Source organism: Streptomyces sp. NPDC001728, assembly GCF_040297565.1.
GTDB lineage: Bacteria > Actinomycetota > Actinomycetes > Streptomycetales > Streptomycetaceae > Streptomyces.
Map to the genome: position 1 here is coordinate 368,927 of NZ_JBEOZK010000003.1, position 24,833 is coordinate 393,759.

Here is a 24,833-nt window from a genome sequence, read left to right on the forward strand (position 1 = left end):
AGGGCCCCCGGGAGGGGGGCCTGCCGTCCGGGCCCGACCGGAACTCCGGGGGCCTGCCGTCCGGCCGGGGCCCCGCCTCCGGCCCCACCCCGGGTATCCAGCCCGGGCCCGGAGGTCGGTGTCGGAAGCCGCGCCGGTATCGTCGGTTCGGTCACGCCTTGCCCCGATCCACCGTGGAGCGCACATGTCCGGCCAGTCCAGCCGCCGTACCGTCCTGAAAGGCGCCGCCCTCGCAGGTGCGGCCGGGCTGGGAGTCGCCGCCTGCTCCACCGAGTCCAAGCTCGGCCACGCCGGGGTGCCGACCCCGACCGCGCCGGTCGCTCTCGGCGCCCCGGACGAGATCCCGGTCGGCGGCTCCAAGCTCTACCGTGAGCAGCGCCTCGTGGTGAGCTGCCCGGCCAAGGGCCAGTACAAGGCGTTCAGCGCCCAGTGCACCCACGCCGGCTGCGTCCTGGACAAGGTCGAGGAGAACGAGGGCAACTGCCCCTGCCACGGCAGCCGCTTCGACGTGACGACCGGCAAGGCGCTCCGCGGCCCGGCCACCGTTCCGCTCCCCGAGGTCCCGATCCGCGTCGAGGGCGGCAAGCTGGTCGCCGGCCCGGAGGCCGCGCCCAAGGCCTGAGACGGGGCCCCGGGCCGAGCCGGGACCCCCGGCCCGCCCGAGCCGGGACCCTTCGGGACGGGCCCGGCTCAGGTCCAGTCCCAGTCGACCCCCAGGATTCCCGGGCGTACGCCCTGTTCCACGAGGTGCACCGTGCGGTGCCGGCCGCTCAGCGTCAGCTCCGCACGGCCGCCGCGCGGCGCACCCGCCGAGGCCTGAGCGAACCGCCGGCACCGTACCGGCAGCGCCGCCTCGTCGAAGCGCACCTGCAGCACGTACTGCCCGCCCGCGAAGCTGAACCCGCGCACGTACTCCCCGCTCGGGCCCGCCGTACCGTCCTCGAACCCGTACGAGAAGAGGTACGTGTCCCCGGCCCGCAGCCGCGCGTCGAAGAGCAGCTCCGCGACCAGCACCCCCGTCCCCGTGTGCCACCGCACCCGCCCGGTACGACAGTTCTCCAGCGCCCGCACCGCCACCCGCGACGGGTCGCAGCCCGGGTCCCCGTGGTGGATGGCCAGATAGCGGTCCACCCCGTCCCGGTGCGCCCGCACCACGTGCTGCGACTCGCGCTCCACCAGCTCCCGGCCCGCCCCGATCCGTACCCGCTCGTGGTGCCCCACCGTGTGCAGCCCGCCGTCCGTCGGTGACTCCAGGTCCGCGAGCAGCTCCTCGACCGAGCCGGAGGCCTCCACGAGGGAGCGGTACGAGCGGGCCGCCGGGCGCTCCACCTCGGACCGTGCGGAGGCGTCCTCCGTGAGCAGCCGCAGCAGCGAGTTCCCGGGCAGTTGGAGCACCTCCTCCAGGGCGCGGACCGCCTTCAGGGACTCCGGGCGCTGCGGGCGGCGGGCGCCCTGCTGCCAGTAGCTCAGACTCGTCACCCCGACCTTGACGCCCCGGTGCGCCAGATGGTGCTGGACCCGCTGGAGCGGCAGCCCGCGCACGGCGAGCGCGGTGCGCAGCGCCAGATGGAAGGGGCCGGTGTGCAGCAGCTGCACGAGATCGGCCTCGGTGTGGCTCACGAGGACTCCTCAGTGAACGTTCACGACGGGGGCGCGGACCGTCGCACCGCGCGGGGTGGGCGGGCAGGTGGGCCGAGGGCGTCCGTTCACACCCGGGACACACCGTTCACAGTCCGATGTCACCCCGCATTGAAGCGTGTTGACCGGATACGGACAACGGCAGATGCTCCTGACCAGCGTCCGGACGCGCTCCTCCACCCCACCCCCCCACCCCCCACCCCCCCACTCCCCACATCCCCACACCCCCCGTCCCAGGGAGGAACGCGATGCGCACCAGAAGGCTGAACCTCGCGGCACTCGCCGCAGCCGCCCTCTTCCTCGTCCCCACCACCTCCGCCTCCGCCGCACCCGCCGGCGAGGACGCCGCCGCGCTCGGCTCCAAGCGGCTGAACATCACCATGCAGGCCCAGCAGAAGACCAACTGGTGCTGGGCCGCCGGCGGCAACACGATCGCCACCTGGTTCGGCCGGAACTACAGCCAGAACCAGTTCTGCAACGCCGCCTTCAACCGGCAGCAGGGCTACGAGTGCCCCAACGACCAGGCCACCCTCGGCAACGTCCAGACCGGGCTGAGCTGGGCGGGCGTCAGCCCGGGCTCGTACGTGACCGGCTGGCTGCGGTACGCGACGCTCCAGACCGAGATCAACGCCGACCGGCCCGTCGAGACCCGCATCCAGTGGGCCGCCGGCGGCGGCCACATGCATGTGATCCACGGCTACGACGACGCGAACAGCTGGGTCTACTGGGGCGACCCCTGGCCCTCCAGCAACCGCTACAACTGGGCCTCGCACGCCTGGTACGTCAACAACAGCTCCTTCTCCTGGACCCACTCGCTCTACCGGATCGGGGCGTGACGACGATGAACGCACGTGCCATGGGAGCGGGGCTCCTCGCCACCGCCGCCCTCGTCCTCCTCGGGGCGCTGCCCGCCGACGCGGCCGAGGCGCTGCCGTCGGCGGCCACCCCCGAACGGGCCGCCTCCGCGCCGGGGACCCTGGACACGCTGTCCCGGTTCTTCGCCCGCGACGGGGCCGTCGCCCGCTCGGCGGCTGCGCCGCGCGTCGAGGGCGCCTCGGTGCCGGTACGGATCCTCTCCCCGGACTTCGTCGCCGGGAAGGCGGGGGCGCCGGTCGCCCGCGTCGAGTTCCGGGCCAGCCGGGCCGTGTCCTCGGACGGGCAGAAGGCCTCGCTGTGGACGGTGAAGCAGCCGGGCGGCGGCTGGCAGGTGGTGAACATCGCCACCGGCGACGACGAGGTCCGCTACGCGGAGATGGGCGGCGGCGGGCTGGTGTTCCGCGAGCCGCAGATCGACGCGTGGTACGTCCAGAAGGGAGCGAAGGTGCTGCCGCTGGACGAGGACGCGGTACGGGCGGTCGGGCGGAGCGGGACGAGCCTCGGCGCGTACCGGGAGCGGGTCGCCCGGGCGTACGGCGACAAGCTCCCGGGCTCGGCCTACGCGAGGAAGGGGGCGGCGGGCGGGTATGCGCCGGGGGAGCGGGGCGCGGGGCCTCGGCCGGGTGTGGTGACGGCCGGGGATGAGCGGCCGGCGGTCATGAACACGGCGACGGTGGCCGGGGCCGGGGCCGGGGCGGTGCTGGTGCTCGGTCTCGGGGCGACGGCGACGATACGGAGACGCAGGGCGAACTGAGCGGGCGGCGTCTGCGGCCCGCCCCCGCCGCACCGCGGACGCCGCGTCGCGGGCTGCTCCCCGCCCCGTTGTGGGCCGCGCCCCCCGCCAGGGCACACGGCGGTGGGCGGGGGCGGCCCGCACCGGCCGTCGGGCCCAGCCCCCCGCTGCCCGCCCGGTCAGCGGGCCAAGTACCCGCCGTCCACCGGCAGGATCGTGCCCGTGATGAAGGACGCTTCCGGGGACGACAGGAAGAGGATCGCCGACGCCACCTCCCCCGGTGTGCCGAAGCGGCCCATCGGGTGGGCGCGGACGATCTCCGCCAGGTACTCCGGGCCGCCGGGCTCCTCGCGCGCCGCGGCGACGCGTTCCGTCTCGATCGTGCCCGGCGCCACCGCGTTCACCCGGATCCCGTGCTCCGCCCACTCCACCGCCAGGTGCTTCGTCAGCCCGGTGGCCACGAACTTCGCGGGGCCGTGGACCGCCTGCCGGGCCTGTCCGGCCACGCCCGAGATCGACGAGGTGCACACGATCGAGCCGCCACCGGAGACGAGCATCGCCTCGATCGCGTACTTGCAGGTCAGGAACATGCCACGGCCGTCCACGGCCATCACCGCGTCGAAGTCCGACGCCTCCGCCTCCGTGACGGAGAGCAGCGGGATCACCCCCGCGTTCGCCACCAGGACGTCCAGCCGCCCGAAGCGGTCCACCGCCGTGGAGATCATCCGCCGTGCGTCGTCCTCCCGGGAGACGTCGCCGACGACCGGTACCACCCCTTCCAGTGTCGCGAGCCGCTCCCCGTCGAGGTCGGCGGCGACGACCCGCGCCCCCTCGCCGAGGAACCGTTCCGCCGTCGCCCGCCCGATCCCGCTCGCCGCGCCCGTGATCACACACACCCGGTCCGCCAGCCGTCCTGTCACCTGATTCGCCATGCTTCGCCAACGAGCGCGCGAGGCTGGAGTGTCGGTGCCCGCAAGTAGGGTGGGGAGCATGGCAGACCCCTCCAGCTACCGCCCCAAGCCGGGTCAGATCCCCGACTCCCCGGGGGTCTACAAGTTCCGCGACGAGCACCGCCGGGTGATCTACGTGGGGAAGGCGAAGTCCCTGCGTCAGCGGCTGGCGAACTACTTCCAGCCGCTCACGAGCCTGCACCCGCGCACGGCGACCATGGTGACCACGGCCGCCTCGGTGGAGTGGACCGTCGTGTCGACCGAGGTCGAGGCGCTCCAGCTGGAGTACTCCTGGATCAAGGAGTACGACCCCCGGTTCAACGTCAAGTACCGGGACGACAAGAGCTACCCGTACCTCGCGGTGACCATGAACGAGGAGTTCCCCCGCGTCCAGGTCATGCGCGGCCACAAGAAGAAGGGCGTCCGCTACTTCGGGCCGTACGCGCACGCGTGGGCGATCCGCGAGACCGTCGACCTGATGCTGCGGGTCTTCCCGGTGCGGACCTGCTCCGCGGGCGTCTTCAGGAACGCCGCGTCGGCCGGCCGCCCCTGCCTCCTCGGCTACATCGGCAAGTGCTCGGCGCCCTGCGTCGGCCGGGTCACCCCGGAGGAGCACCGCGAACTGGCCGAGGAGTTCAGCGACTTCATGGCCGGCCGCACCGGGACGTACATCCGCCGGCTGGAGAAGCAGATGATGCTCGCGGCCGAGGACATGGAGTACGAGAAGGCGGCCCGGCTCCGCGACGACATAGAGGCCCTGCGCCGCGCGATGGAGAAGAACGCGGTGGTGCTGGCCGACGCCACGGACGCCGACCTGATCGCCCTCGCCGAGGACGAGCTGGAGGCCGCCGTGCAGATCTTCCACGTGCGCGGTGGACGCGTCCGGGGCCAGCGCGGCTGGGTCACCGACAAGGTCGAGGCCGTCGACACCGCCGGGCTCGTCGAGCACGCCCTCCAGCAGTTGTACGGCGAGGAGACCGGCGACACGGTCCCCAAGGAGGTCCTGGTCCCCGCGCTGCCCGAGGACGCGGAGTCCGTGAGCGCCTGGCTGGCCGGCCGCCGCGGGTCCGGCGTCTCGCTGCGGATCCCGCAGCGCGGCGACAAGAAGGACCTGATGGAGACCGTCGCGCGCAACGCCCAGCAGGCGCTCGTGCTGCACAAGACGAAGCGCGCCAGCGACCTGACCACCCGCTCCCGGGCCCTGGAGGAGATCGCCGAGGCCCTGGACCTGGACTCGGCGCCGCTGCGGATCGAGTGCTTCGACATCTCGCACCTCCAGGGCGAGGACGTGGTGGCCTCGATGGTGGTCTTCGAGGACGGGCTGCCCCGCAAGAGCGAGTACCGCCGCTTCCAGATCAAGGGCCGGGTCGGAGACACACAGGTCTGGCACGGCGAGGGGCAGGACGACGTCCGGTCCATGCACGAGGTGATCAGCCGCCGCTTCCGCCGCTATCTCCTGGAGAAGGAGAAGACGGGGGAGTGGGACGCCGAGGGCGTCGTCGAGGACCCGGACGAGGCCGGGCGGCCCCGGCGCTTCGCGTACCCGCCGCAGCTCGTCGTGGTCGACGGCGGGCAGCCGCAGGTCGCGGCGGCCCGGCGGGCCCTCGACGAGTTGGGGATCGACGACATCGCGGTCTGCGGGCTCGCCAAACGCCTGGAGGAGGTCTGGCTGCCCGGCGATGACGACCCGGTGGTGCTGCCCCGCTCCAGCGAGGGCCTGTACCTCCTCCAGCGGGTACGTGACACGGCTCACGACTTCGCCATCCGCTACCAGCGGTCCAAGCGGACGAAACGTATCCGGACCAGCCCTCTCGACGCCGTCCCCGGACTGGGCGAGACACGGAAACAGGCGTTGGTCAAGCATTTCGGCTCGGTGAAGCGGCTCCGGCAGGCGACAATCGAGCAGATCTGCGAGGTCCCCGGCATGGGCCGGAAGACCGCGGAGGCGGTCGTCGTGGCCCTCGCCCAGGCGGGCCCGGCGGCACCCGCCGTGAACACGGCGACAGGAGAGATCATGGAAGACGACGGGGGCGGCACGGCATGACCGCGCACGGACAGCAGGACCCGCACGACCAGCAGGACCGGAAGGACCCGCGGGACGAGCACCACGAGCACGACCGAGAAGACGGAGCAGGACACGTGAGTACGGGCACGAAGGAGACCCCCGGCGACAACGGCGCCGAGGCGGCCATTCCCGAGCTGGTGATCATCTCCGGCATGTCCGGAGCGGGCCGGTCCACCGCGGCGAAGTGCCTGGAGGACCTCGGCTGGTTCGTCGTCGACAACCTGCCGCCCGCGCTGATCCCCACCATGGTGGAGCTCGGCGCCCGCTCCCAGGGCAATGTCGCCCGGATCGCGGTCGTCGTCGACGTCCGCGGCCGGCAGTTCTTCGACAACCTCCGCGAGTCCCTCGCCGACCTGGACGCCAAGCAGGTCACCCGCCGGATCGTCTTCCTGGAGTCGTCCGACGACGCCCTCGTCCGGCGCTTCGAGTCGGTCCGCAGGCCGCACCCGCTCCAGGGCGACGGCCGCATCACCGACGGCATCGCCGCCGAGCGCGACCTGCTGCGCGAGCTGCGCGGCGACGCCGACCTGGTCATCGACACCTCCAGCCTCAACGTCCACGAGCTGCGCGCCAAGATGGACGCCCAGTTCGCCGGCGACGAGGAGCCCGAGCTGCGGGCCACCGTCATGTCCTTCGGCTTCAAGTACGGCCTGCCGGTCGACGCCGACCTCGTCGTCGACATGCGCTTCCTGCCCAACCCGCACTGGGTCCCCGAGCTGCGCCCCTTCACCGGCCTCAATGAGGAGGTGTCGAACTACGTCTACAACCAGCCCGGCGCCAAGGAGTTCCTCGACCGCTACACCGAGCTGCTCCAGCTGATCGCCGCGGGCTACCGCCGCGAGGGCAAGCGGTACGTGACCATCGCCGTGGGCTGCACCGGCGGCAAGCACCGCTCCGTGGCCACCGCCGAGCGGCTCGCCGCCCGCATCGCCGCCGAAGGGGTCGAGACCGTCGTCGTGCACCGGGACATGGGGCGCGAGTGAGGCCGACCCGTCGGCGTGGCTCCACCCTCACGGTGCGGCGCGCGCTCCGCAGACGCGGCGCCCAGCCCAAGGTGGTCGCACTGGGCGGCGGCATGGGCCTGTCGGCCTCCCTCGCCGCCCTCCGCCGGATCACCGGCGACCTCACGGCCGTCGTCACCGTGGCCGACGACGGGGGCTCCAGCGGCCGGCTCCGCGAGGAGCTGGGCGTGCTGCCCCCCGGTGACCTGCGCAAGGCGCTCGCCGCGCTCTGCGGGGACGACGACTGGGGTCAGACCTGGGCCCGGGTCATCCAGCACCGCTTCCAGTCCAAGGGCGAGATCAACGGCCACGCCGTCGGCAACCTGCTGATCGTCGCCCTCTGGGAGCAGCTCGGCGACCCCGTGCAGGCCCTGGACCTGGTCGGCCGGCTGCTCGGCGCCCAGGGCCGGGTGCTGCCCATGTCCGCCGTACCCCTGGAGCTCCAGGCCCTGGTCAAGGGGCACGACCCGGAGCGGCCGGAGGACGTGGACACCGTGTGCGGGCAGGCGACCGTGGCCCTCACGCCGGGCGAGGTGCAGTCGGTGCACCTCGTGCCGCACGACCCGCCGGCGGTGCCCGAGGCGGTCGAGGCGGTCCTCGACGCGGACTGGGTGGTCCTCGGTCCCGGCTCCTGGTTCTCCTCGGTGATCCCGCATCTGCTCGTCCCCGAACTGCTGGACGCCCTGGCCGAGACGAGGGCCCGGAAGGTGCTCTCGCTGAACCTCGCGCCGCAGCCCGGAGAAACCGAGGGCTTCTCCCCGCAGCGTCATTTGGAGGTTTTGGGACGACACGCCCCTAAACTCGCCCTGGACGTGGTGCTGGCCGACGAGGCCGCCGTGCCCGACCGCGAATCCCTCGCCGATGCCGCCAAGCGGCTCGGCGCCGCGGTCGAGCTGGCGCCGGTGGCCGGGCCCGACGGCTCCGCGAAGCATGACCCGGAGCTGTTGGCCGCCGCGTACGACCGTATTTTTCGGATGCATGGAAGGATCGGCCCATGGCGATGACGGCAGCGGTGAAGGACGAGATCTCCCGGCTTCCCGTCACCCGGACCTGCTGCAGGAAGGCAGAGGTCTCGTCGATCCTGCGGTTCGCGGGCGGTCTGCACCTGGTGAGCGGCCGCATCGTGATCGAGGCGGAGCTCGACACCGCGATGGCGGCCCGCCGCCTCAAGCGGGACATCCTGGAGATCTTCGGGCACAGCTCGGAGCTGATCGTGATGGCCCCCGGCGGTCTGCGGCGCGGTTCGCGCTTCGTGGTGCGGGTGGTGGCCGGGGGAGACCAGCTGGCCCGGCAGACGGGACTGGTCGACGGCCGGGGGCGCCCCATCCGGGGCCTTCCCCCGCAGGTGGTCTCCGGGGCCACCTGCGACGCGGAGGCGGCCTGGCGGGGTGCGTTCCTCGCCCACGGTTCGCTGACCGAGCCCGGCCGGTCCTCCTCCCTTGAGGTGACCTGCCCCGGCCCGGAGGCCGCGCTCGCCCTGGTCGGCGCGGCGCGCCGGCTCTCCATCGCGGCGAAGGCCCGTGAGGTGCGGGGGGTGGACCGGGTCGTCGTCCGCGACGGCGACGCGATCGGCGCCCTCCTCACCCGGCTCGGCGCGCACGAGTCGGTGCTCGCCTGGGAGGAGCGGCGGATGCGGCGCGAGGTCCGCGCCACCGCCAACCGCCTGGCCAACTTCGACGACGCCAACCTGCGCCGCTCGGCCCGCGCCGCGGTGGCCGCCGGGGCCCGGGTGCAGCGCGCGCTGGAGATCCTCGCCGAGGAGGTGCCCGAGCACCTCGCGGCGGCCGGCCGGCTCCGCATGGAGCACAAGCAGGCCTCCCTGGAGGAGCTGGGCGCGCTCGCCGACCCGCCGCTGACGAAGGACGCGGTGGCCGGGCGGATCCGCCGGCTGCTCGCGATGGCCGACAAGCGGGCGCAGGACCTGGGCATTCCCGGGACCGAGTCCAACCTGACCGAGGAGCTCGACGACAGCCTGGTCGGCTGACCTCCTCCCCGCGTCAACTGTGAACTGCCGGTGCCTTTCCGAGGTACCGGCAGTTCCGTTTCCCGGCTGCCGCGACGCGCCGACAGGCACCCTTGACAGTCCCCTGGGCACCCATGAGCCTGGCGTCTGTTCACCTTCGGGGCAGACAACAGCAAGGGGGGCTCATGAGACGCAGAGCGAGATCGGTCCTCGCCGCGGCTTCACTGCTGATCGCGGGAGTGGCGGCGGCACCCGTCGCCGGGGCGCAGCCGAACGACCGGGACGGCGGTGACGCCCTCTCCGTATGGCGTGCCGAGGTCACCGCGGAGCAGGTACCGCTGCTCCTCGAAGCCGGTGCAGACGCCCATGAACTGACCGAGCAGGTGCCCGCGAAGGGCTCCGCGACGGTCGAGCTCTTCCTCACCGGCCGGCAGGCCGGGCGGCTGCGCGGCAAGGGCGTCGAGCTCGCCGAGCACAACCTGTCCGCCCAGGCCGAGAAGCGGGTCGCCGCCGCGGGCGACGGCGTGTTCCGCCCGTACGGAGGCCCGAACGGCCTCAAGCAGGAGATCCTGGACACCGCGCGGGCCAACCCCGGCCTCACCAAGGTCGTCTCCATCGGCAAGACCCTCAAGGGCCAGGACATCCTCGCCCTCAAGGTGAGCAAGGGCGCCCAGCGCGCCAAGGACGGCTCGAAGCCCGCCACGCTCTACATGTCCAACCAGCACGCGCGCGAGTGGATCACCCCCGAGATGACCCGGCGGCTGCTTCACCACTACCTCGACGGCTACGGCAAGGACGAGCGGATCACCCGGATCGTCGACTCCACCGAGCTGTGGTTCGTGCTCTCCGCCAACCCGGACGGCTACGACTACACGCACGCCGACCCCGCCAACCGGCAGTGGCGCAAGAACCTCCGCGACAACGACGGCGACGGCCGCTTCACGGCCGCCGACGGCGTCGACCTCAACCGCAACTTCGCCTACAAGTGGGGTTACGACAACGAGGGCTCGTCACCCGACCCGGCCGACGAGACCTTCCGCGGCAAGGGCCCCATGTCGGAGCCCGAGACCAAGGCCCTCGACGCCTTCCAGAAGCGCATCGGCTTCACGTACGGCATCAACTACCACTCGGCCGCCCAGCTCCTGCTGTACGGCGTGGGCTGGCAGATCGCCACGGACACCCCCGACGACGTGGCCCTCAAGGCCCTCGCCGGCACCCCGCAGAAATCGGCCGTCCCCGGCTACCGGCCCCAGGTCTCCTCCGAGCTGTACATCACCAACGGCGAGGCGGACGGACACGCCGCCAACGTCAACGGGATGCAGATGTTCACCCCGGAGATGTCGACCTGCGCCACCGCCTCCCGGATCGACCCGAACGACGCCTGGAACCCGGCCGACTGCGCCTCCGTCTTCACCTTCCCGGACGACGAGAAGCTGATCCAGGCCGAGTTCGCCAAGAACATCCCCTTCGCGCTCGCCGTCGCCGAGACCGCCGCCCACCCGGACCGGCCGGTCTCCCCGGTCGGCATCGACGCCCCCGACTTCACCCCGAAGTCCTTCACCGCCTCCTACGCCCGCGGCGAGGACCAGGAGGTCGCCGTCACCGCGCGCAAGTCGCTGCGCGGCAAGACCCTGAAGTACCGGATCAACGGCGGTCGCACCCACAGCGAGCAGCTCGACGCGTGGAAGGGCGGCGAGACCTACGGCGGCGAGGACAACCTCTACTTCGACGAGTACCGCGCCGAGGTCGAGGGCGCCGATCCCGGCGACTCCGTCGAGGTCTGGTTCGCCGCCCGCACCCGCGAGGGCCGGGCCACCGCCTCCGCCCCCTTCACCTACAAGGTGGCCGAGCGCCCCCGCGGCGACGTCCTCGTCCTCGCCGACGAGGGCGGCACCACCGCCGCCGAGCACACCGCCGAGTACGTGAAGGCGCTCGCCGACAACGGCCGCAGGGCCGCCGTCTGGGACGTCGCCACCCAGGGCGCCCCCGACGCCCTCGGCGTCCTCTCCCACTTCCGTACCGTCGTCTGGTACACCGGCGCCGAGAGGCCCTCCGGGACCACCCAGCTCGCCGTCCGCGCCTTCCTCAACGAGGGCGGGAAGCTGATCAACGCCGGCGAGAAGTCCGGCGGACTCACCCGGATCGGCCTCGCCGAGTCCAACGACTTCGCCCAGTACTACCTCGGCGCCTACCACCGCGCCGGACTCAAGAACCCGCCCGCCTTCGCGGGCGGCGGCGCCTTCGCGGGCGTCGGAGCCACCCTCGGTTCCGCCGCCGACAACCCGCTCGACAACGCGGGCGCGTACACCGTCACCTCGGACACCCTCAAGCCGAAGGACTTCCCGCAGTTCGCCAGCAGCGCGTCCGCCGGTGACTACCCGGGCATCCGCACCCCCTTCGAGCCCGCCGAGGGCGCGAGCTTCATGGCCGTCAAGCACGCCGACGACACCTGGGCCCGGCTCAGCAGGACCGTCGACCTCACCGGCGTCGCGGCGGCGGCCGGACCCCGGCTGGACTTCCAGGTCAGCTACGACACCGAGCCCGGCTACGACAACCTCGTCGTCGAGGCCCACACCGTCGGCCAGGACGACTGGACGACGCTGCCCGACACCAACGGCGGCACCTCCACCGAGCCGCCCGCCGACTGCGGCGAGGGCTACTACGTCCAGGGCCACCCCTTCCTCGCCCACTACCTCACCGTCGGCGAGGACGGCTGCGCCGCCACCGGCACCACCGGCGCCTGGAACGCCTTCACCGGCCCCTCCAACGGCTGGCGGCAGGCCTCCGTCGACCTGAGCGCCTGGGCCGGCAAGCAGGTCGAGCTCTCCGTCTCGTACATCTCCGACCCCGGTACGGGCGAGATGGGCGCCTTCGTCGACGACACCCGCCTCGTCACCGGGACCACCACCGAGAAGGAGGGCTTCGAGACCGCCCTCGGCGCCTGGACCGTCCCGGGCGCGCCCGCCGGCAGCCCCGGCAACGGCTCCGACTGGACGCGCTCCGCCGCGCTCTTCCACTCGCAGGCCGCGGTCGTCACCCGGGACACCGTCCTCCTCGGCTACGGCCTGGAGCACGTGCCCGGCGCGGCCGAGCGCGCACGGCTCGTCGGACGCGCCCTCGGGGTGCTCCGACGCTGACGGAGAGTAGTGGGGACAAAGGTCCCACGACGGCCCGTACCTGTTGGTAGGTGCGGGCCGTCGGCCGTTCTTCCTCACTTTCCGGGCACGTACGGATGCGCTCGATGTCACTCCCGCACGCCCGGGGGGGTAGGGTCGTAAGCGGTCGGGGACATCCCAGAAAACAAAAATCTCGCCGGCGTCGAGCACACCGGCGTACCTGACGAGGAGATCGGTTCGTGACGATCCGCGTAGGCATCAACGGCTTTGGCCGCATCGGCCGGAACTACTTCCGTGCGCTCCTTGAGCAGGGTGCGGACATCGAGATCGTGGCTGTCAACGACCTGGGCGACACCGCGACCACGGCCCACCTTCTGAAGTACGACACCATCCTGGGCCGCCTCAAGGCAGAGGTCACCCACACCGCCGACACCATCACCGTCGACGGCCACACCATCAAGGTGCTCTCCGAGCGCGACCCGGCCGACATCCCCTGGGGCGAGCTGGGCGTCGACATCGTCATCGAGTCGACCGGCCTCTTCACCAAGAAGGCCGACGCCGCGAAGCACCTCGCCGGCGGCGCCAAGAAGGTCCTCATCTCGGCTCCGGCCACCGACGAGGACATCACCATCGTCATGGGTGTCAACCAGGACAAGTACGAGCCGGCGCGGCACGACATCATCTCGAACGCGTCGTGCACCACCAACTGTGTCGCGCCGATGGCCAAGGTTCTCGACGAGAACTTCGGCATCGTCAAGGGCCTGATGACCACGGTCCACGCGTACACCAACGACCAGCGCATCCTGGACTTCCCGCACAAGGACCTGCGCCGCGCCCGCGCCGCCGCGGAGAACATCATCCCGACCACGACGGGTGCCGCGAAGGCCACCGCCCTGGTCCTCCCGCAGCTCAAGGGCAAGCTGGACGGCATCGCCATGCGCGTCCCGGTCCCGACCGGCTCCGCGACCGACCTGGTCGTGACCCTCGACCGCGAGGTCACCAAGGACGAGGTCAACGCCGCGTTCAAGAAGGCCGCCGACGACGGCGACCTCAAGGGCTTCCTGTTCTACACCGAGGACCCGATCGTGTCCTCGGACATCGTCAGCGACCCGGCCTCCTGCACCTTCGACGCCTCCCTGACCATGGTCCAGGACGGCAGGACGGTGAAGATCCTCGGCTGGTACGACAACGAGTGGGGCTACTCCAACCGACTCGTCGACCTCACCGTCTTCGTCGGCGGCCAGCTCTAAACTTCAGGGCGGGCTTTCGATGTGAGCAGGGCTCGGGCAGCGCAACGCCGCGCTGTGCGAGCCCTGTTTGTGTGCTCCACCGCGTACCAAGGAGTCTGTTAACAGATGAAGACGATCGACGAGCTTCTCCACGAGGGCGTCGAAGGAAAGCGCGTGTTCGTCCGCGCCGACCTCAACGTGCCGCTCGACGGCACCACCATCACCGACGACGGCCGCATCCGCGCCGTCGTCCCCACGGTCAAGGCGCTCGCCGACGCGGGTGCCCGTGTCGTGGTCGCCTCGCACCTGGGCCGCCCCAAGGGTGCCCCGGACCCGACGTTCTCGCTCGCCCCGGCCGCCGCGCGCCTCGGTGAACTGCTCGGCGCCGAGGTGGCCTTCGCGACCGACACGGTCGGCGAGTCCGCCACCGCCGCGGTCGCCGGGCTCGGCGACGGCCAGGTGGCCGTCATCGAGAACCTCCGCTTCAACGCCGGCGAGACCTCGAAGGACGACGCCGAGCGCGGCGCCTTCGCCGATCAGCTCGCGGCCCTCGCCGACCTGTACGTCGGCGACGGCTTCGGCGCCGTGCACCGCAAGCACGCCTCGGTCTTCGACCTGCCGGCGCGCCTCCCGCACGCCGCCGGCCACCTCATCGCCACCGAGGTCGGCGTTCTGAAGAAGCTCACGGAGGACGTCCAGCGACCGTACGCGGTCGTGCTCGGCGGCTCCAAGGTCTCCGACAAGCTCGGCGTGATCGACCACCTCCTGGAGAAGGCCGACCGCATCCTCGTCGGCGGCGGCATGGTCTTCACCTTCCTCAAGGCCCTGGGCCACGAGGTCGGCACCTCGCTGCTCCAGGAGGACCAGATCCCGGTGGTCCAGGAGTACCTGGCGCGTGCGAAGGAGCGCGGCGTGGAGTTCGTGCTCCCCGTCGACGTCCTGGTCTCGGCCGAGTTCCCGGACATGAGGACCAAGGCCCCGGCCCACCCGGAGACCGTTGCCTGGGACGCGATGCCGGCCGGCCGGATGGGTCTGGACATCGGTCCCGAGACCCGTAAGCTCTACGCCTCGAAGCTCGCCGACGCGGCCACCGTCTTCTGGAACGGTCCGATGGGCGTCTTCGAGCACCCCGACTACGCCGAGGGCACCCGGGCCGTCGCCCAGGCGCTCGTCGACTCCCCGGCCTTCACCGTGGTCGGTGGTGGCGACTCCGCCGCCGCCGTGCGCATCCTGGGCTTCGACGAGAAGGCATTCGGCCACATTTCGACCGGCGGCGGCGCCTCCCTCGAATACCTCGAGGGCAAGACGCTTCCCGGCCTCGCCGCACTGGAGGACTGATCCTTTCCATGAGTACCCGTACCCCGCTGATGGCGGGCAACTGGAAGATGAACCTCAACCACCTCGAGGCCATCGCCCACGTCCAGAAGCTCGCCTTCGCCCTGACCGACAAGGACCACGACGCCTGTGAGGTCGCGGTCCTGGTCCCCTTCACCGACCTGCGGTCCGTCCAGACCCTGATCGACGGCGACAAGCTCAAGATCAAGTACGGTGCCCAGGACATCTCGGCGCACGACTCCGGTGCCTACACCGGCGAGATCTCGGGCCTGATGCTGTCCAAGCTGAAGTGTGCCTACGTGGCCGTCGGCCACTCCGAGCGCCGCCAGTACCACGCCGAGAACGACGAGGTCTGCAACGCCAAGGTGAAGGCCGCCTTCAAGCACGGCGTGACCCCGATCCTCTGCGTCGGCGAGGGCCTCGACATCCGCAAGGCCGGCCAGCAGGTCGAGTACACCCTCGCCCAGCTCGACGGCGGCCTCAAGGACGTCCCGGCCGAGCAGGCCGAGTCGATCGTGATCGCCTACGAGCCGGTGTGGGCCATCGGCACCGGCGAGGTCGCGACCCCGGAGGACGCGCAGGAGGTCTGCGGTGCGATCCGCGGCCGACTCGCGGAGCTGTACTCGCAGGAGCTGGCCGACAAGGTCCGCATCCAGTACGGCGGCTCGGTCAAGTCCGGGAACGTCGCCGCGATCATGGCACAGCCGGACGTCGACGGCGCCCTGGTGGGCGGCGCGGCGCTGGACGCCGACGAGTTCGTCAAGATCGCCCGCTTCCGCGACCAGTGAGTATGCGGTAGCGGAGCCGAGCCATAGAATCCGTCGTACCCTTGCGGGGGTCGGGCAGGTGCCCGGCCCCCGTCCGTATAAGTCCGAGGAAGTTGGTCCAGCCGTGGTTATGGGGTTCTCGATCGCCCTGATCGTCTTCAGCGCGCTGCTGATGCTGCTCGTGCTGATGCACAAGGGGAAGGGTGGCGGCCTCTCCGACATGTTCGGTGGCGGTATGCAGTCCTCCGTGGGTGGCTCCTCGGTCGCCGAGCGCAACCTGGACCGGATCACCGTCGTGATCGGTCTGCTCTGGTTCGCCTGCATTGTGGTACTTGGTCTGCTGATGAAGTTGGACGGGTAACTCCGAACACTGGACGCGCGTTGGGCCTTACGTAGACTGGGGCATCTTCGAGCACCATCACGCAGGGAGTTACGACCGTGGCAAGTGGCAACGCGATCCGGGGAAGCCGGGTCGGAGCGGGGCCGATGGGCGAGGCCGAGCGGGGCGAATCGGCGCCGCGCGCCCGCATCTCCTTCTGGTGCTCGAACGGGCACGAGACGCAGCCGAGCTTCGCCAGCGACGCGGCGGTCCCGGAGACCTGGGACTGCCCGCGCTGCGGCTTCCCGGCAGGTCAGGACCGGGACAACCCGCCGGACCCGCCGCGCACGGAGCCGTACAAGACCCACCTCGCCTATGTGCGTGAGCGACGCAGCGACGCGGACGGCGAGGCGATCCTCGCCGAGGCGCTCGCCAAGCTGCGCGGCGAGATCTGAAACATGGTGTGACGGTGTGACGAACGGGCCCCGCCCGCGAACTCGGTTCGCGGGCGGGGCCCGTTCGCCGTTCGCCCTCGCCTTCACGTCGCCCGTCCCTCTGATCAATTAGGTTTGGGGGTGCAGCGGGGCAGACAAGCAGGACGAGAAGAAATGGGCGATGTCCGAGATGAACAACCAAGGCCGCACCAGGCTCAACCGGCTGCCCGAGTGGGCGGCCCTCGGCAAGCACCGTGAGCAGCTGGGCGACACCCGGCTGCGCGAACTGTTCGCCGCCGACCCGGAGCGGGGCACGTCGTACGCCCTGCGCGTCGGCGACCTCTACCTGGACTACTCCAAGCAGCTCGTCACCGACGAGACGCTGACCCTGCTGCGCGAACTGGCCGCCGTCACCGGCGTCGCCGAGCTGCGCGACGCGATGTTCCGCGGCGAGAAGATCAACACCACCGAGGACCGCGCGGTCCTCCACACCGCGCTGCGCGCCCCCCGGGACGCCGTGATCGAGGTCGACGGGGAGAACGTCGTCCCCGGCGTGCACGCCGTCCTCGACAGGATGGGCGTCTTCGCCGACGGGGTCCGCTCCGGCGAGTGGACCGGCCACACCGGCCGCCCGATCCGGAACGTCGTCAACATCGGCATCGGCGGCTCCGACCTCGGCCCCGCCATGGCCTACGAGGTCCTGCGCTCCTTCACCCAGCGGGATCTGACGTTCCGTTTCGTCTCCAACGTCGACGGCGCCGACCTCCACGAGGCCGTCCGTGACCTCGACCCCGCCGAGACGCTGTTCATCGTCGCCTCGAAGACCTTCACCACCATCGAGACGATCACCAACGCCACCTCCGCGCGCGACTGGCTCCTCACCGGCCTCCGGGCCGACCAGGACGCCGTGGCCAAGCACTTCGTCGCCCTCTCGACCAACGCCGAGAAGGTCGAGGAGTTCGGCATCGACACCGCGAACATGTTCGAGTTCTGGGACTGGGTCGGTGGCCGCTACTCCTACGACTCCGCCATCGGCCTCTCCCTGATGATCGCCATCGGACCGGAGCGCTTCCGCGAGATGCTCGACGGCTTCCACCTCGTCGACGAGCACTTCCGCACCGCCCCGCCCGAGGAGAACGCGCCGCTGCTGCTCGGCCTCCTCGGTGTCTGGTACGGCGCCTTCTTCGACGCCCAGTCGCACGCGGTGCTGCCGTACTCCCACTACCTGTCCAAGTTCACCGCCTACCTCCAGCAGCTGGACATGGAGTCCAACGGCAAGTCGGTGGACCGCCAGGGCAACCCGGTCGACTGGCAGACCGGACCCGTCGTCTGGGGCACCCCGGGCACCAACGGGCAGCACGCGTACTACCAGTTGATCCACCAGGGCACCAAGGTCATCCCCGCCGACTTCATCGGCTTCGCCCGGCCCGTCGACGACCTGCTGCCCGGTCTGGTCGGCCAGCACGACCTGCTCATGGCCAACTTCTTCGCCCAGACCCAGGCGCTGGCCTTCGGCAAGACCGCCGACGAGGTACGGGCCGAGGGCGTCCCCGAGGAACTGGTCCCGCACAAGACCTTCCAGGGCAACCATCCCACCACCACCGTCCTCGCCGACGCGCTCACCCCGTCCGTCCTCGGCCAGCTGATCGCCCTGTACGAACACAAGGTCTTCGTCCAGGGCGCCGTCTGGAACATCGACTCCTTCGACCAGTGGGGCGTCGAACTCGGCAAGGTCCTCGCCAAGCGGATCGAGCCGGTGCTGACCGGGGGAGAGGGCGGGGAGCAGCTCGACAGCTCCACCGCCGGACTGGTTGCCGCCTACCGCTCGCTGCGCGGACGGTAGACACATGACGGGGGAGAACGCGGTGCGGCTGCGGCCGCCCAGGAACGCCGTGGACGAGCGGGCCGTCACCTGGTGGCGCAGCCGGCTCCTGGCGGCCAGCGCCGTACCGGTGCTGGTCCTCGCCGTCCTCGGCGCCCTGATCGGGCCGGCCAGGTTCTGGCTGCTCCTGTCGGCCGGAGTCGTCGCGGCCGTCGGCCTCGGCTGCACCGCGTTCCTCCCCGCCTGGTGGTTGCGCGTACACCGCTGGGAGATCACCGAGGACGCCGTCTACGTCCGCACGGGGGCCTTCTGGCAGGAGTGGCGGATCGCGCCGATGTCACGGATCCAGACCGTCGACACATCGCGGGGGCCGCTGGAACAGCTGTTCCGGCTGGCCACCGTGACGGTGACCACCGCCTCCTCCAAGGGCGCCATCCGGATCGAGGGCCTCGACCACGAGCTGGCCGCCGGCCTCGCCGAACGGCTGACGCTGATCACCCAGGCGACCCCCGGGGACGCCACATGAGCGAGGGGACGGGCGCCGCCGAGGACTGGCTGCGCCTCGACCCCCGTACCGTCCTCGTCCGGGTCACCCTCTTCGCCGGGGTCCTCGGCGGCGCCGCCCTGCCCGTCGCCTTCGGTCTGGCCGGGCACCGCCCGCTGTGGCAGGCCTTCGCCTGGGTCGCCGCGGGCTTCGCACTCGTCCTCGGCGCCACCGCCGTCGCCGAGACGGTCCGCTACCGCCGCACCCGCTACCGCGTCGGACCCGAGCGGGTCGAGCTGCACACCGGCCTCCTCGTCGTCCAGCGCCGCTCCCTCGCCCGTGAGCGCGTCCGCAGCGCCGACCTCAGCGCCAACCCCCTCCAGCGCGTCTTCGGCCTCGTCAAGGTCCGGGTCGGCACCGGCGAGCACACCGGCGGCGAGTCCACCCTCGAACTCGACCTGGTCACCCGGTCCGAGGGCGAGCGGCTCCGGCACGAGCTGCTCGCCCGCGCCGCCGCACCCACCGGGGAACCGGACCACGACAACGCCCTCGCCACCCTCGACCCGCGCTGGATCCGCTTCGCCCCCGTCTCCTTCCTGGCCCCCGCCCTCGGCGGCGCGGCCGTCGGCGCCCTCATGCAGGTCAGCGAGTGGTTCGGCGCCCAGGGGAAGGTCATCCACTGGATAGGGGACCGCTTCGAGGACGTCTCCCTCGCCTGGACGATCGTCGACCTGCTCCTCCTCGCCACCCTCGTCGGCGCCGTCGGAGCCCTCGGCCTCTGGGTCGAGATGTGGTGGAACTACCGCCTGGAGCGCGAGCCCGGCGGCACCCTCCGGGTCTCGCGCGGTCTCTTCACCGCCCGCTCGGTCTCCCTGGAGGAGCGCCGACTGCGCGGGGTCGAGCTGGTCCAGCCGCTCGGCGTCCGGCTGTTCGGGGCGGCCCGCGTCGACGCCGTCGCCACCGGCCTCGCCCAGGACGACGGCGACAAGCACGCCGACCTCAAGAACCTGCTGCCGCCCGTGGAGCGGGACCTCGCCGACCGGGTCGCCGCCCAGGTCCTGCGCGAGCCGGAACCGCCCACCGGGGCGCCCCTCGCCGCCCACCCCCGGGCGGCCCGCGACCGCAGGGTGCGTTGGGCGCTGTGGAGCGTCCTCGGGCCCGTCGCGGTCCTCGTCCTCCTCGGACTGCTCCTCACCCCGGTCCTGCTGTACGTGGCGGCGGGCTGCGCGCTCCTCGGCACCCCGGTCGCCGTGCTGTTCGCCCTGGACGCCTACCGCGGCCTCGGACACGGCGTCAGCGGCGGCTATCTGGTGACCCGTTCGGGTACGGTCCGGCGCGCCACGGTCGCCCTCCAGCGCTCCGGGGTCATCGGCTGGACCGTCAAGCAGTCGTACTTCCAGCGGCGCGCCGACATCCTCACGCTCACCGCCACCACGGCGGCAGGGGCGGGGGCGTACGACATCCTCGACGCCGGCCGGAGCCAGGGCCTGAGCTTCGCCGCCGAGGCCGTACCGGACCTTCTGGCGCCCTTCCTGGAACCCGTACCGGACCTCGTGTCGGAGCACGTGCCGGATCCCGTATACGTGCGGAAGGCCCGGTCCACCGAGGGGTGAACCGGGCCTCCGGGGCGTGGGGTCAGGCCGACGCCGGCGGGTACAGACTCCGCGGCAGCTCCGAGGCCGCAGCCGCGTCGAGCAGCCACAGCGTGCGCGAGCGGCCGTAGGCGCCCGCCGCCGGGGCCTGCACCTCGCCCGCGCCCGAGAGCGCGATGGCCGCGGCCTTCGCCTTGTCCTCACCGGCCGCGAGCAGCCAGACCTCCTTGGCCGACCGGATCGCCGGAAGGGTCAGCGAGATCCGGACCGGCGGCGGCTTGGGCGCGCCGCGCACGCCGACGACCGTCCGCTCGGTCTCGCGGACAGCGGGCAGCTCCGGGAAGAGCGAGGCCACATGGGTGTCCGGGCCGACGCCCAGCATCAGGACGTCGAAGGCCGGCACCGCGCCGTCCCCGGCGGCGGCCAGCTCCGCAGCGTACGAGGCCGCGGCGGCGTCGACATCGGCGCCGTACGGGCCGTCCGAGGCCGGCATGGCGTGCACCCGGGCCGGGTCGAGCGGCACCCGGTCGAGCAGCGCCTCCCGGGCCTGGGTGACGTTCCGCTCGGGGTCTCCCTCGGGCAGGTAGCGCTCGTCGCCCCACCAGAGGTCGAGCCGCGACCAGTCGATCGCGTCCCTGGCGGGCGTCGAACCGAGCGCCTTGAGCAGGCCGTTGCCGTTGCGGCCGCCGGTGAGGACCACCGAGGCGGAGCCGCGGACGGCCTGGGCGTCCACGATCCTCGTGATCAGCCGGGCCGCGGCGGCCTCGGCCATCAGTTCCTTGTCGCGGTGGACGACCAGCTGAGGGGTGCTCACTTGGCCGCCGCCTTCTTGGCCGTGGCCTTCTTCGCGGCGGGCTTGGCGGGCGCGGGGGCCGACTCCTCGGCCGCCTCGACGACCGCCTCGGACTCGGGAGCGGTCAACGCCGCCTCCTCGTCCAGTCGTTCGAGACCGAACCTGAGCGCCGTCGCGTAGGTGTCGTCCGGGTCGAGCCGGCGCAGCTCCTCCGCGATCAGCTCGGCCGTCTCGCGGCGCTTGAGCGCCACGGCACGGTCCGGCTGCCCCTGGATGGAGAGCGTCGCGAGCGAGCCGTCCGGCCGGTCGAGCACGATCGGGCCGGAGCTGGTCTCCATCCGTACGGAGGTGAGACCGGGGCCCGCCGACTTCGCGCGCCGCACGGGAATCCTCAGCCGGTCCGCGAGCCACATCGCGAGCAGCTCGACGCTGGGGTTGAACTCCTCGCCCTCCACCTCGGCGGAGGTCACCTCGCACACGACCTGGTCGAGCGCGGCGGCCAGCATGGAGCGCCACGGGGTGATCCGGGTCCACGCGAGGTCCGTGTCGCCCGGGGTGTACGCGTCCGCGCGCGCGGTCAGCTCGTGGATCGGCTGCTCGGCGGCGTACGTGTCGGTGACCCGGCGCTGGGCGAGCGCGCCCAGCGGGTCCTTCGCCGGGTCGCTCGGCGCGTTCACCGGCCACCAGACGACGACCGGCGCGTCCGGCAGGAGCAGCGGCAGGACCACCGACTGGGCGTGGTCGCCGACCTCGCCGTACAGCCGGAGGACCACCGTCTCGCCGGTGCTGGCGTCGGCGCCGAGGCGGACCTCGGCGTCGAGCCGCGCCTGGGAACGGTCCCGCGGGGAGCGCGAGACCCGCTTGATGACGACGAGGGTCCGCGAGGGGTGCTCGCGGGACGCCTCGTTGGCCGCCTTCAGCGCGTCGTAGGCGTTCTCCTCGTCGGTGACGATGACGAGGGTGAGCACCATGCCGACGGCCGGGGTGCCGATCGCCCGCCGCCCGAGCACCAGCGCCTTGTTGATCTTGGAGGACGTGGTGTCCGTCAGGTCGGTCTTCATGGCCGGCGCCAGCTCCGTCCGTCTCGTGCGAGCATCTCGTCCGCCTCGACCGGACCCCAGGTCCCGGACTGGTACTGCGCGGGCTTGCCGTGCTTGTCCCAGAACTGCTCGATCGGGTCGAGGATCTTCCAGGACAGCTCGACCTCCTCGACGCGCGGGAAGAGGTTGGAGTCGCCGAGCAGGACGTCGAGGATGAGCCGCTCGTACGCCTCGGGGCTGGACTCCGTGAAGGACTCGCCGTACGCGAAGTCCATCGACACGTCCCGGATCTCCATCTGGGTGCCGGGCACCTTGGAGCCGAACCGCATCGTCACGCCCTCGTCCGGCTGGACCCGGATGACGATGGCGTTGCGGCCGAGTTCCTCGGTCGCGGTGTGGTCGAAGATGGAGTGCGGGGCGCGCTGGAAGACCACCGCGATCTCGGTGACGCGGCGGCCGAGCCGCTTGCCGGTGCGCAGGTAGAAGGGGACGCCCGCCCAGCGGCGGTTGTCGATCTCCAGCTTCACGGCCGCGTAGGTGTCGGTCTTCGACTGGGGGTCGATGCCGTCCTCCTCCAGGTAGCCGACGGCCTTCGCGCCGCCCTGCCACCCGGCCGCGTACTGGCCGCGGACCGTGGACTCGCCCAGGTCCTTGGGCAGCTTCACCGCGCCGAGGACCTTGGTCTTCTCGGCGGCGAGCGCGTCGGCGTCGAAGGAGGCGGGCTCCTCCATCGCGGTCAGCGCGAGCAGCTGGAGAAGGTGGTTCTGGATGACGTCACGGGCGGCGCCGATACCGTCGTAGTAGCCGGCGCGGCCACCGATGCCGATGTCCTCGGCCATGGTGATCTGCACGTGGTCGACGTACGACCGGTTCCAGATCGGCTCGAAGAGGGTGTTGGCGAAGCGGAGCGCCAGGATGTTCTGGACGGTCTCCTTGCCGAGGTAGTGGTCGATCCGGAAGACCTCGTCGGGCGGAAAGACCTCGTGGACGACCTCGTTCAGCTCCTTGGCGGAGACCAGGTCGTGGCCGAAGGGCTTCTCGATGACCGCGCGGCGCCAGGAGCCGTCCTTCTGGTCGGCGAGCCCGTGCTTCTTGAGCTGCTGGACGACCTTGGGGAAGAACTTCGGCGGCACGGACAGGTAGAAGGCGAAGTTGCCCCCGGTGCCCTGTGCCTTGTCCAGCTCCTCGATGGTGGCCTTGAGCTGCTCGAAGGCCTCGTCGTCGTCGAAGTCGCCCTGGACGAAACGCATCCCCTGGATCAGCTGCTGCCACACCTCCTCGCGGAACGGGGTGCGCGCGTGCTGCTCGACGGCGTCGTGGACCTCCTGCGCGAAGTCCTCGTCCTGCCACTCGCGCCGGGCGAAGCCGATGAGCGAGAAGCCCGGCGGCAGCAGGCCGCGGTTGGCCAGGTCGTAGACGGCAGGCATCAGCTTCTTACGGGACAAATCGCCCGTGACGCCGAAGATCACCAGACCCGACGGCCCCGCGATGCGCGGGAGCCGTCGGTCTGCGGCGTCACGGAGCGGGTTGGCTCCGTGGACTGCGCTCAAAGTGCTTACGCCTCCGAAGGTGCGAGGCGCGAGAGCTCCGCCTCGGTGGACTTGAGCAGGTCGTTCCAGGACGCCTCGAACTTCTCGACGCCCTCGTCCTCCAGGAGCTGGACGACGTCGTCGTAGGCGATGCCCAGCTTCTCGACGGCGGCCAGCTCCGCGCGCGACTGGTCGTACGTGCCGCGCACGGTGTCACCGGAGACGACGCCGTGGTCGGCGGTGGCCTCCAGGGTGGCCTCCGGCATGGTGTTGACCGTGCCGGGGGCGACCAGGTCCACGACGTACAGGGTGTCCTTGTACGCCGGGTCCTTGACGCCGGTCGAGGCCCACAGCGGACGCTGCTTGTTGGCCTGCGCCTTGTCGAGGGCGGCCCAGCGCTCCGAGGAGAAGACCTCCTCGTACGCCTCGTAGGCGAGGCGGGCGTTGGCCAGCGCGGCCTTGCCCTTGAGGGCCTTGGCCTCGTCGGTGCCGATGCCGTCCAGGCGCTTGTCGATCTCCGAGTCCACCCGGGACACGAAGAAGGAGGCCACCGAGTGGATCTTGGAGAGGTCGAGGCCGCGCTCGCGGGCCTTCTCCAGACCCGCCAGGTAGGCGTCCATGACCGCGCGGTAGCGCTCCAGCGAGAAGATCAGCGTCACGTTGACGCTGATACCGAGGCCGATGACCTCGGTGATCGCCGGCAGACCCGCCTTGGTGGCCGGGATCTTGATGAGCGTGTTCGGGCGGTCCACCAGCCAGGCCAGCTGCTTGGCCTCGGCGACGGTGGCGGTCGTCTCGTGGGCGAGACGGGGGTCGACCTCGATGGAGACGCGGCCGTCCTGGCCGTCGGTCGCCTCGAAGACCGGCCGCAGGATGTCGGCGGCGTCGCGGACGTCCGCCGTCGTGATCATGCGGATGGCCTCGTCGACGGTCACCTTGCGGGCGGCGAGGTCGGCGAGCTGCTGCTCGTAACCGTCACCGTGCGAGATGGCCTTCTGGAAGATCGACGGGTTGGTGGTCACACCGACCACATGGCTCTGGTCGATGAGCTCGGCCAGGTTGCCGGACGTGATCCGCTTGCGCGAGAGGTCGTCCAGCCAGATCGCGACGCCTTCGTCGGAGAGGCGCTTGAGAGCGTCTGTCATGA

General features: G+C 71.6%; 22 protein-coding genes. 16 read left to right on the forward strand and 6 right to left on the reverse strand.

The annotated features are described in order from the left end of the window. Nucleotides 1-184: 184 nt before the first annotated feature. The gene (locus ABT154_RS07090) at nucleotides 185-622 is read left to right on the forward strand and encodes a Rieske (2Fe-2S) protein (RefSeq protein ID WP_351853866.1); all 438 of its coding nucleotides are present in this window, start codon (nucleotides 185-187) and stop codon (nucleotides 620-622) included. Between the two features lie 68 nt (nucleotides 623-690). On the opposite strand, the gene ABT154_RS07095 is transcribed toward ABT154_RS07090, so the two are convergent. Beyond that, nucleotides 691-1,620 carry a hypothetical protein gene (locus tag ABT154_RS07095; RefSeq protein WP_351853868.1) on the reverse strand — a complete coding sequence of 310 codons (930 nt, stop codon included), beginning with the start codon at nucleotides 1,618-1,620 and terminating at the stop codon, nucleotides 691-693. A gap of 266 nt (nucleotides 1,621-1,886) precedes the next feature. Here ABT154_RS07095 and ABT154_RS07100 point away from each other — a divergent pair, with 266 nt between their 5' ends. Beyond that, the gene (locus tag ABT154_RS07100; protein WP_351853870.1) at nucleotides 1,887-2,474 is read left to right on the forward strand and encodes a papain-like cysteine protease family protein; all 588 of its coding nucleotides are present in this window, start codon (nucleotides 1,887-1,889) and stop codon (nucleotides 2,472-2,474) included. A 5-nt stretch (nucleotides 2,475-2,479) separates the two neighbouring features. Continuing rightward, on the forward strand, nucleotides 2,480-3,268 hold the full coding sequence (locus ABT154_RS07105; protein WP_502969464.1) for a hypothetical protein: 789 nt from the start codon (nucleotides 2,480-2,482) through the stop codon (nucleotides 3,266-3,268). A 158-nt stretch (nucleotides 3,269-3,426) separates the two neighbouring features. Here the strand turns inward: ABT154_RS07105 and ABT154_RS07110 are convergent, their stop codons facing one another. Then, nucleotides 3,427-4,179 carry an SDR family NAD(P)-dependent oxidoreductase gene (locus ABT154_RS07110; protein ID WP_351853875.1) on the reverse strand — a complete coding sequence of 251 codons (753 nt, stop codon included), beginning with the start codon at nucleotides 4,177-4,179 and terminating at the stop codon, nucleotides 3,427-3,429. 58 nt (nucleotides 4,180-4,237) lie between these two features. Here ABT154_RS07110 and uvrC point away from each other — a divergent pair, with 58 nt between their 5' ends. The 13 genes from uvrC (at nucleotide 4,238) to ABT154_RS07175 (ending at nucleotide 20,345) form a co-directional block, all read left to right on the forward strand. Next, nucleotides 4,238-6,241: an excinuclease ABC subunit UvrC gene (gene uvrC / locus ABT154_RS07115; protein ID WP_351853878.1), complete on the forward strand. Its 2,004-nt coding sequence runs from the start codon at nucleotides 4,238-4,240 to the stop codon at nucleotides 6,239-6,241. Continuing rightward, nucleotides 6,238-7,245: an RNase adapter RapZ gene (gene rapZ / locus ABT154_RS07120; protein ID WP_351853879.1), complete on the forward strand. Its 1,008-nt coding sequence runs from the start codon at nucleotides 6,238-6,240 to the stop codon at nucleotides 7,243-7,245. The genes uvrC and rapZ overlap by 4 nt, the downstream gene beginning before the upstream one ends. Next, nucleotides 7,242-8,267, forward strand: coding sequence for a gluconeogenesis factor YvcK family protein (locus ABT154_RS07125; RefSeq protein WP_317873769.1), 1,026 nt, complete (start codon nucleotides 7,242-7,244; stop codon nucleotides 8,265-8,267). Before rapZ ends, ABT154_RS07125 begins: the two co-directional genes overlap by 4 nt. Beyond that, nucleotides 8,258-9,247: a DNA-binding protein WhiA gene (gene whiA / locus ABT154_RS07130; RefSeq protein WP_017238652.1), complete on the forward strand. Its 990-nt coding sequence runs from the start codon at nucleotides 8,258-8,260 to the stop codon at nucleotides 9,245-9,247. Before ABT154_RS07125 ends, whiA begins: the two co-directional genes overlap by 10 nt. A 164-nt stretch (nucleotides 9,248-9,411) precedes the next feature. Next, nucleotides 9,412-12,363: a M14 family metallopeptidase gene (locus tag ABT154_RS07135; RefSeq protein WP_351853882.1), complete on the forward strand. Its 2,952-nt coding sequence runs from the start codon at nucleotides 9,412-9,414 to the stop codon at nucleotides 12,361-12,363. A gap of 218 nt (nucleotides 12,364-12,581) precedes the next feature. Beyond that, nucleotides 12,582-13,592 (forward strand): type I glyceraldehyde-3-phosphate dehydrogenase, encoded by a 1,011-nt coding sequence (gene gap, locus ABT154_RS07140; RefSeq protein WP_351853884.1) that lies wholly within the window; start codon nucleotides 12,582-12,584, stop codon nucleotides 13,590-13,592. Between the two features lie 105 nt (nucleotides 13,593-13,697). Continuing rightward, nucleotides 13,698-14,909, forward strand: a complete 1,212-nt coding sequence (locus ABT154_RS07145; RefSeq protein WP_351853887.1) for a phosphoglycerate kinase — start codon at nucleotides 13,698-13,700, stop codon at nucleotides 14,907-14,909. Nucleotides 14,910-14,917: 8 nt separating this feature from the next. Then, nucleotides 14,918-15,694 carry a triose-phosphate isomerase gene (gene tpiA, locus ABT154_RS07150; protein WP_351853889.1) on the forward strand — a complete coding sequence of 259 codons (777 nt, stop codon included), beginning with the start codon at nucleotides 14,918-14,920 and terminating at the stop codon, nucleotides 15,692-15,694. Nucleotides 15,695-15,803: 109 nt separating this feature from the next. After that, on the forward strand, nucleotides 15,804-16,034 hold the full coding sequence (gene secG, locus ABT154_RS07155) for a preprotein translocase subunit SecG (protein WP_056561581.1): 231 nt from the start codon (nucleotides 15,804-15,806) through the stop codon (nucleotides 16,032-16,034). Between the two features lie 77 nt (nucleotides 16,035-16,111). Then, a complete protein-coding gene (locus ABT154_RS07160; RefSeq protein WP_189505794.1) occupies nucleotides 16,112-16,447 on the forward strand; it encodes an RNA polymerase-binding protein RbpA in 336 nt (111 codons plus the stop codon). A 169-nt stretch (nucleotides 16,448-16,616) separates the two neighbouring features. Then, the gene (gene pgi / locus ABT154_RS07165; RefSeq protein ID WP_351854251.1) at nucleotides 16,617-18,269 is read left to right on the forward strand and encodes a glucose-6-phosphate isomerase; all 1,653 of its coding nucleotides are present in this window, start codon (nucleotides 16,617-16,619) and stop codon (nucleotides 18,267-18,269) included. Nucleotides 18,270-18,273: 4 nt separating this feature from the next. Continuing rightward, nucleotides 18,274-18,774 carry a PH domain-containing protein gene (locus ABT154_RS07170; RefSeq protein WP_351853892.1) on the forward strand — a complete coding sequence of 167 codons (501 nt, stop codon included), beginning with the start codon at nucleotides 18,274-18,276 and terminating at the stop codon, nucleotides 18,772-18,774. Continuing rightward, nucleotides 18,771-20,345, forward strand: coding sequence for a PH domain-containing protein (locus ABT154_RS07175; protein WP_351853895.1), 1,575 nt, complete (start codon nucleotides 18,771-18,773; stop codon nucleotides 20,343-20,345). The genes ABT154_RS07170 and ABT154_RS07175 overlap by 4 nt, the downstream gene beginning before the upstream one ends. 22 nt (nucleotides 20,346-20,367) lie before the next feature. Here the strand turns inward: ABT154_RS07175 and pgl are convergent, their stop codons facing one another. From pgl to tal, 4 genes are read right to left on the reverse strand one after another with little or no spacing between them, the layout of a single operon-like run. Continuing rightward, nucleotides 20,368-21,138, reverse strand: a complete 771-nt coding sequence (pgl, locus tag ABT154_RS07180) for a 6-phosphogluconolactonase (protein ID WP_351853898.1) — start codon at nucleotides 21,136-21,138, stop codon at nucleotides 20,368-20,370. Further along, entirely contained in the window at nucleotides 21,135-22,178 is a 1,044-nt protein-coding gene (gene opcA, locus ABT154_RS07185; RefSeq protein WP_351853900.1) for a glucose-6-phosphate dehydrogenase assembly protein OpcA, read from the reverse strand. Before opcA ends, pgl begins: the two co-directional genes overlap by 4 nt. Further along, nucleotides 22,175-23,707, reverse strand: coding sequence for a glucose-6-phosphate dehydrogenase (gene zwf / locus ABT154_RS07190; RefSeq protein ID WP_317873224.1), 1,533 nt, complete (start codon nucleotides 23,705-23,707; stop codon nucleotides 22,175-22,177). The genes opcA and zwf overlap by 4 nt, the downstream gene beginning before the upstream one ends. Nucleotides 23,708-23,712: 5 nt before the next feature. Beyond that, nucleotides 23,713-24,831 (reverse strand): transaldolase, encoded by a 1,119-nt coding sequence (gene tal / locus ABT154_RS07195; RefSeq protein ID WP_317873223.1) that lies wholly within the window; start codon nucleotides 24,829-24,831, stop codon nucleotides 23,713-23,715. Nucleotides 24,832-24,833 lie beyond the last annotated feature (2 nt).

Coding starts and splice junctions, on each gene's coding strand:
- ABT154_RS07090 (WP_351853866.1), top strand. CDS start 185: ATGTCCGGCCAGTCCAGCCGCCGTACCGTCCTGAAAGGCGCCGCCCTC.
- ABT154_RS07105 (WP_502969464.1), top strand. CDS start 2,480: ATGAACGCACGTGCCATGGGAGCGGGGCTCCTCGCCACCGCCGCCCTC.
- ABT154_RS07100 (WP_351853870.1), top strand. CDS start 1,887: ATGCGCACCAGAAGGCTGAACCTCGCGGCACTCGCCGCAGCCGCCCTC.
- whiA (WP_017238652.1), top strand. CDS start 8,258: ATGGCGATGACGGCAGCGGTGAAGGACGAGATCTCCCGGCTTCCCGTC.
- ABT154_RS07145 (WP_351853887.1), top strand. CDS start 13,698: ATGAAGACGATCGACGAGCTTCTCCACGAGGGCGTCGAAGGAAAGCGC.
- secG (WP_056561581.1), top strand. CDS start 15,804: ATGGGGTTCTCGATCGCCCTGATCGTCTTCAGCGCGCTGCTGATGCTG.
- tal (WP_317873223.1), bottom strand. CDS start 24,831: ATGACAGACGCTCTCAAGCGCCTCTCCGACGAAGGCGTCGCGATCTGG.
- uvrC (WP_351853878.1), top strand. CDS start 4,238: ATGGCAGACCCCTCCAGCTACCGCCCCAAGCCGGGTCAGATCCCCGAC.
- tpiA (WP_351853889.1), top strand. CDS start 14,918: ATGAGTACCCGTACCCCGCTGATGGCGGGCAACTGGAAGATGAACCTC.
- pgi (WP_351854251.1), top strand. CDS start 16,617: ATGAACAACCAAGGCCGCACCAGGCTCAACCGGCTGCCCGAGTGGGCG.
- ABT154_RS07175 (WP_351853895.1), top strand. CDS start 18,771: ATGAGCGAGGGGACGGGCGCCGCCGAGGACTGGCTGCGCCTCGACCCC.
- ABT154_RS07110 (WP_351853875.1), bottom strand. CDS start 4,179: ATGGCGAATCAGGTGACAGGACGGCTGGCGGACCGGGTGTGTGTGATC.
- ABT154_RS07170 (WP_351853892.1), top strand. CDS start 18,274: ATGACGGGGGAGAACGCGGTGCGGCTGCGGCCGCCCAGGAACGCCGTG.
- opcA (WP_351853900.1), bottom strand. CDS start 22,178: ATGAAGACCGACCTGACGGACACCACGTCCTCCAAGATCAACAAGGCG.
- rapZ (WP_351853879.1), top strand. CDS start 6,238: ATGACCGCGCACGGACAGCAGGACCCGCACGACCAGCAGGACCGGAAG.
- ABT154_RS07135 (WP_351853882.1), top strand. CDS start 9,412: ATGAGACGCAGAGCGAGATCGGTCCTCGCCGCGGCTTCACTGCTGATC.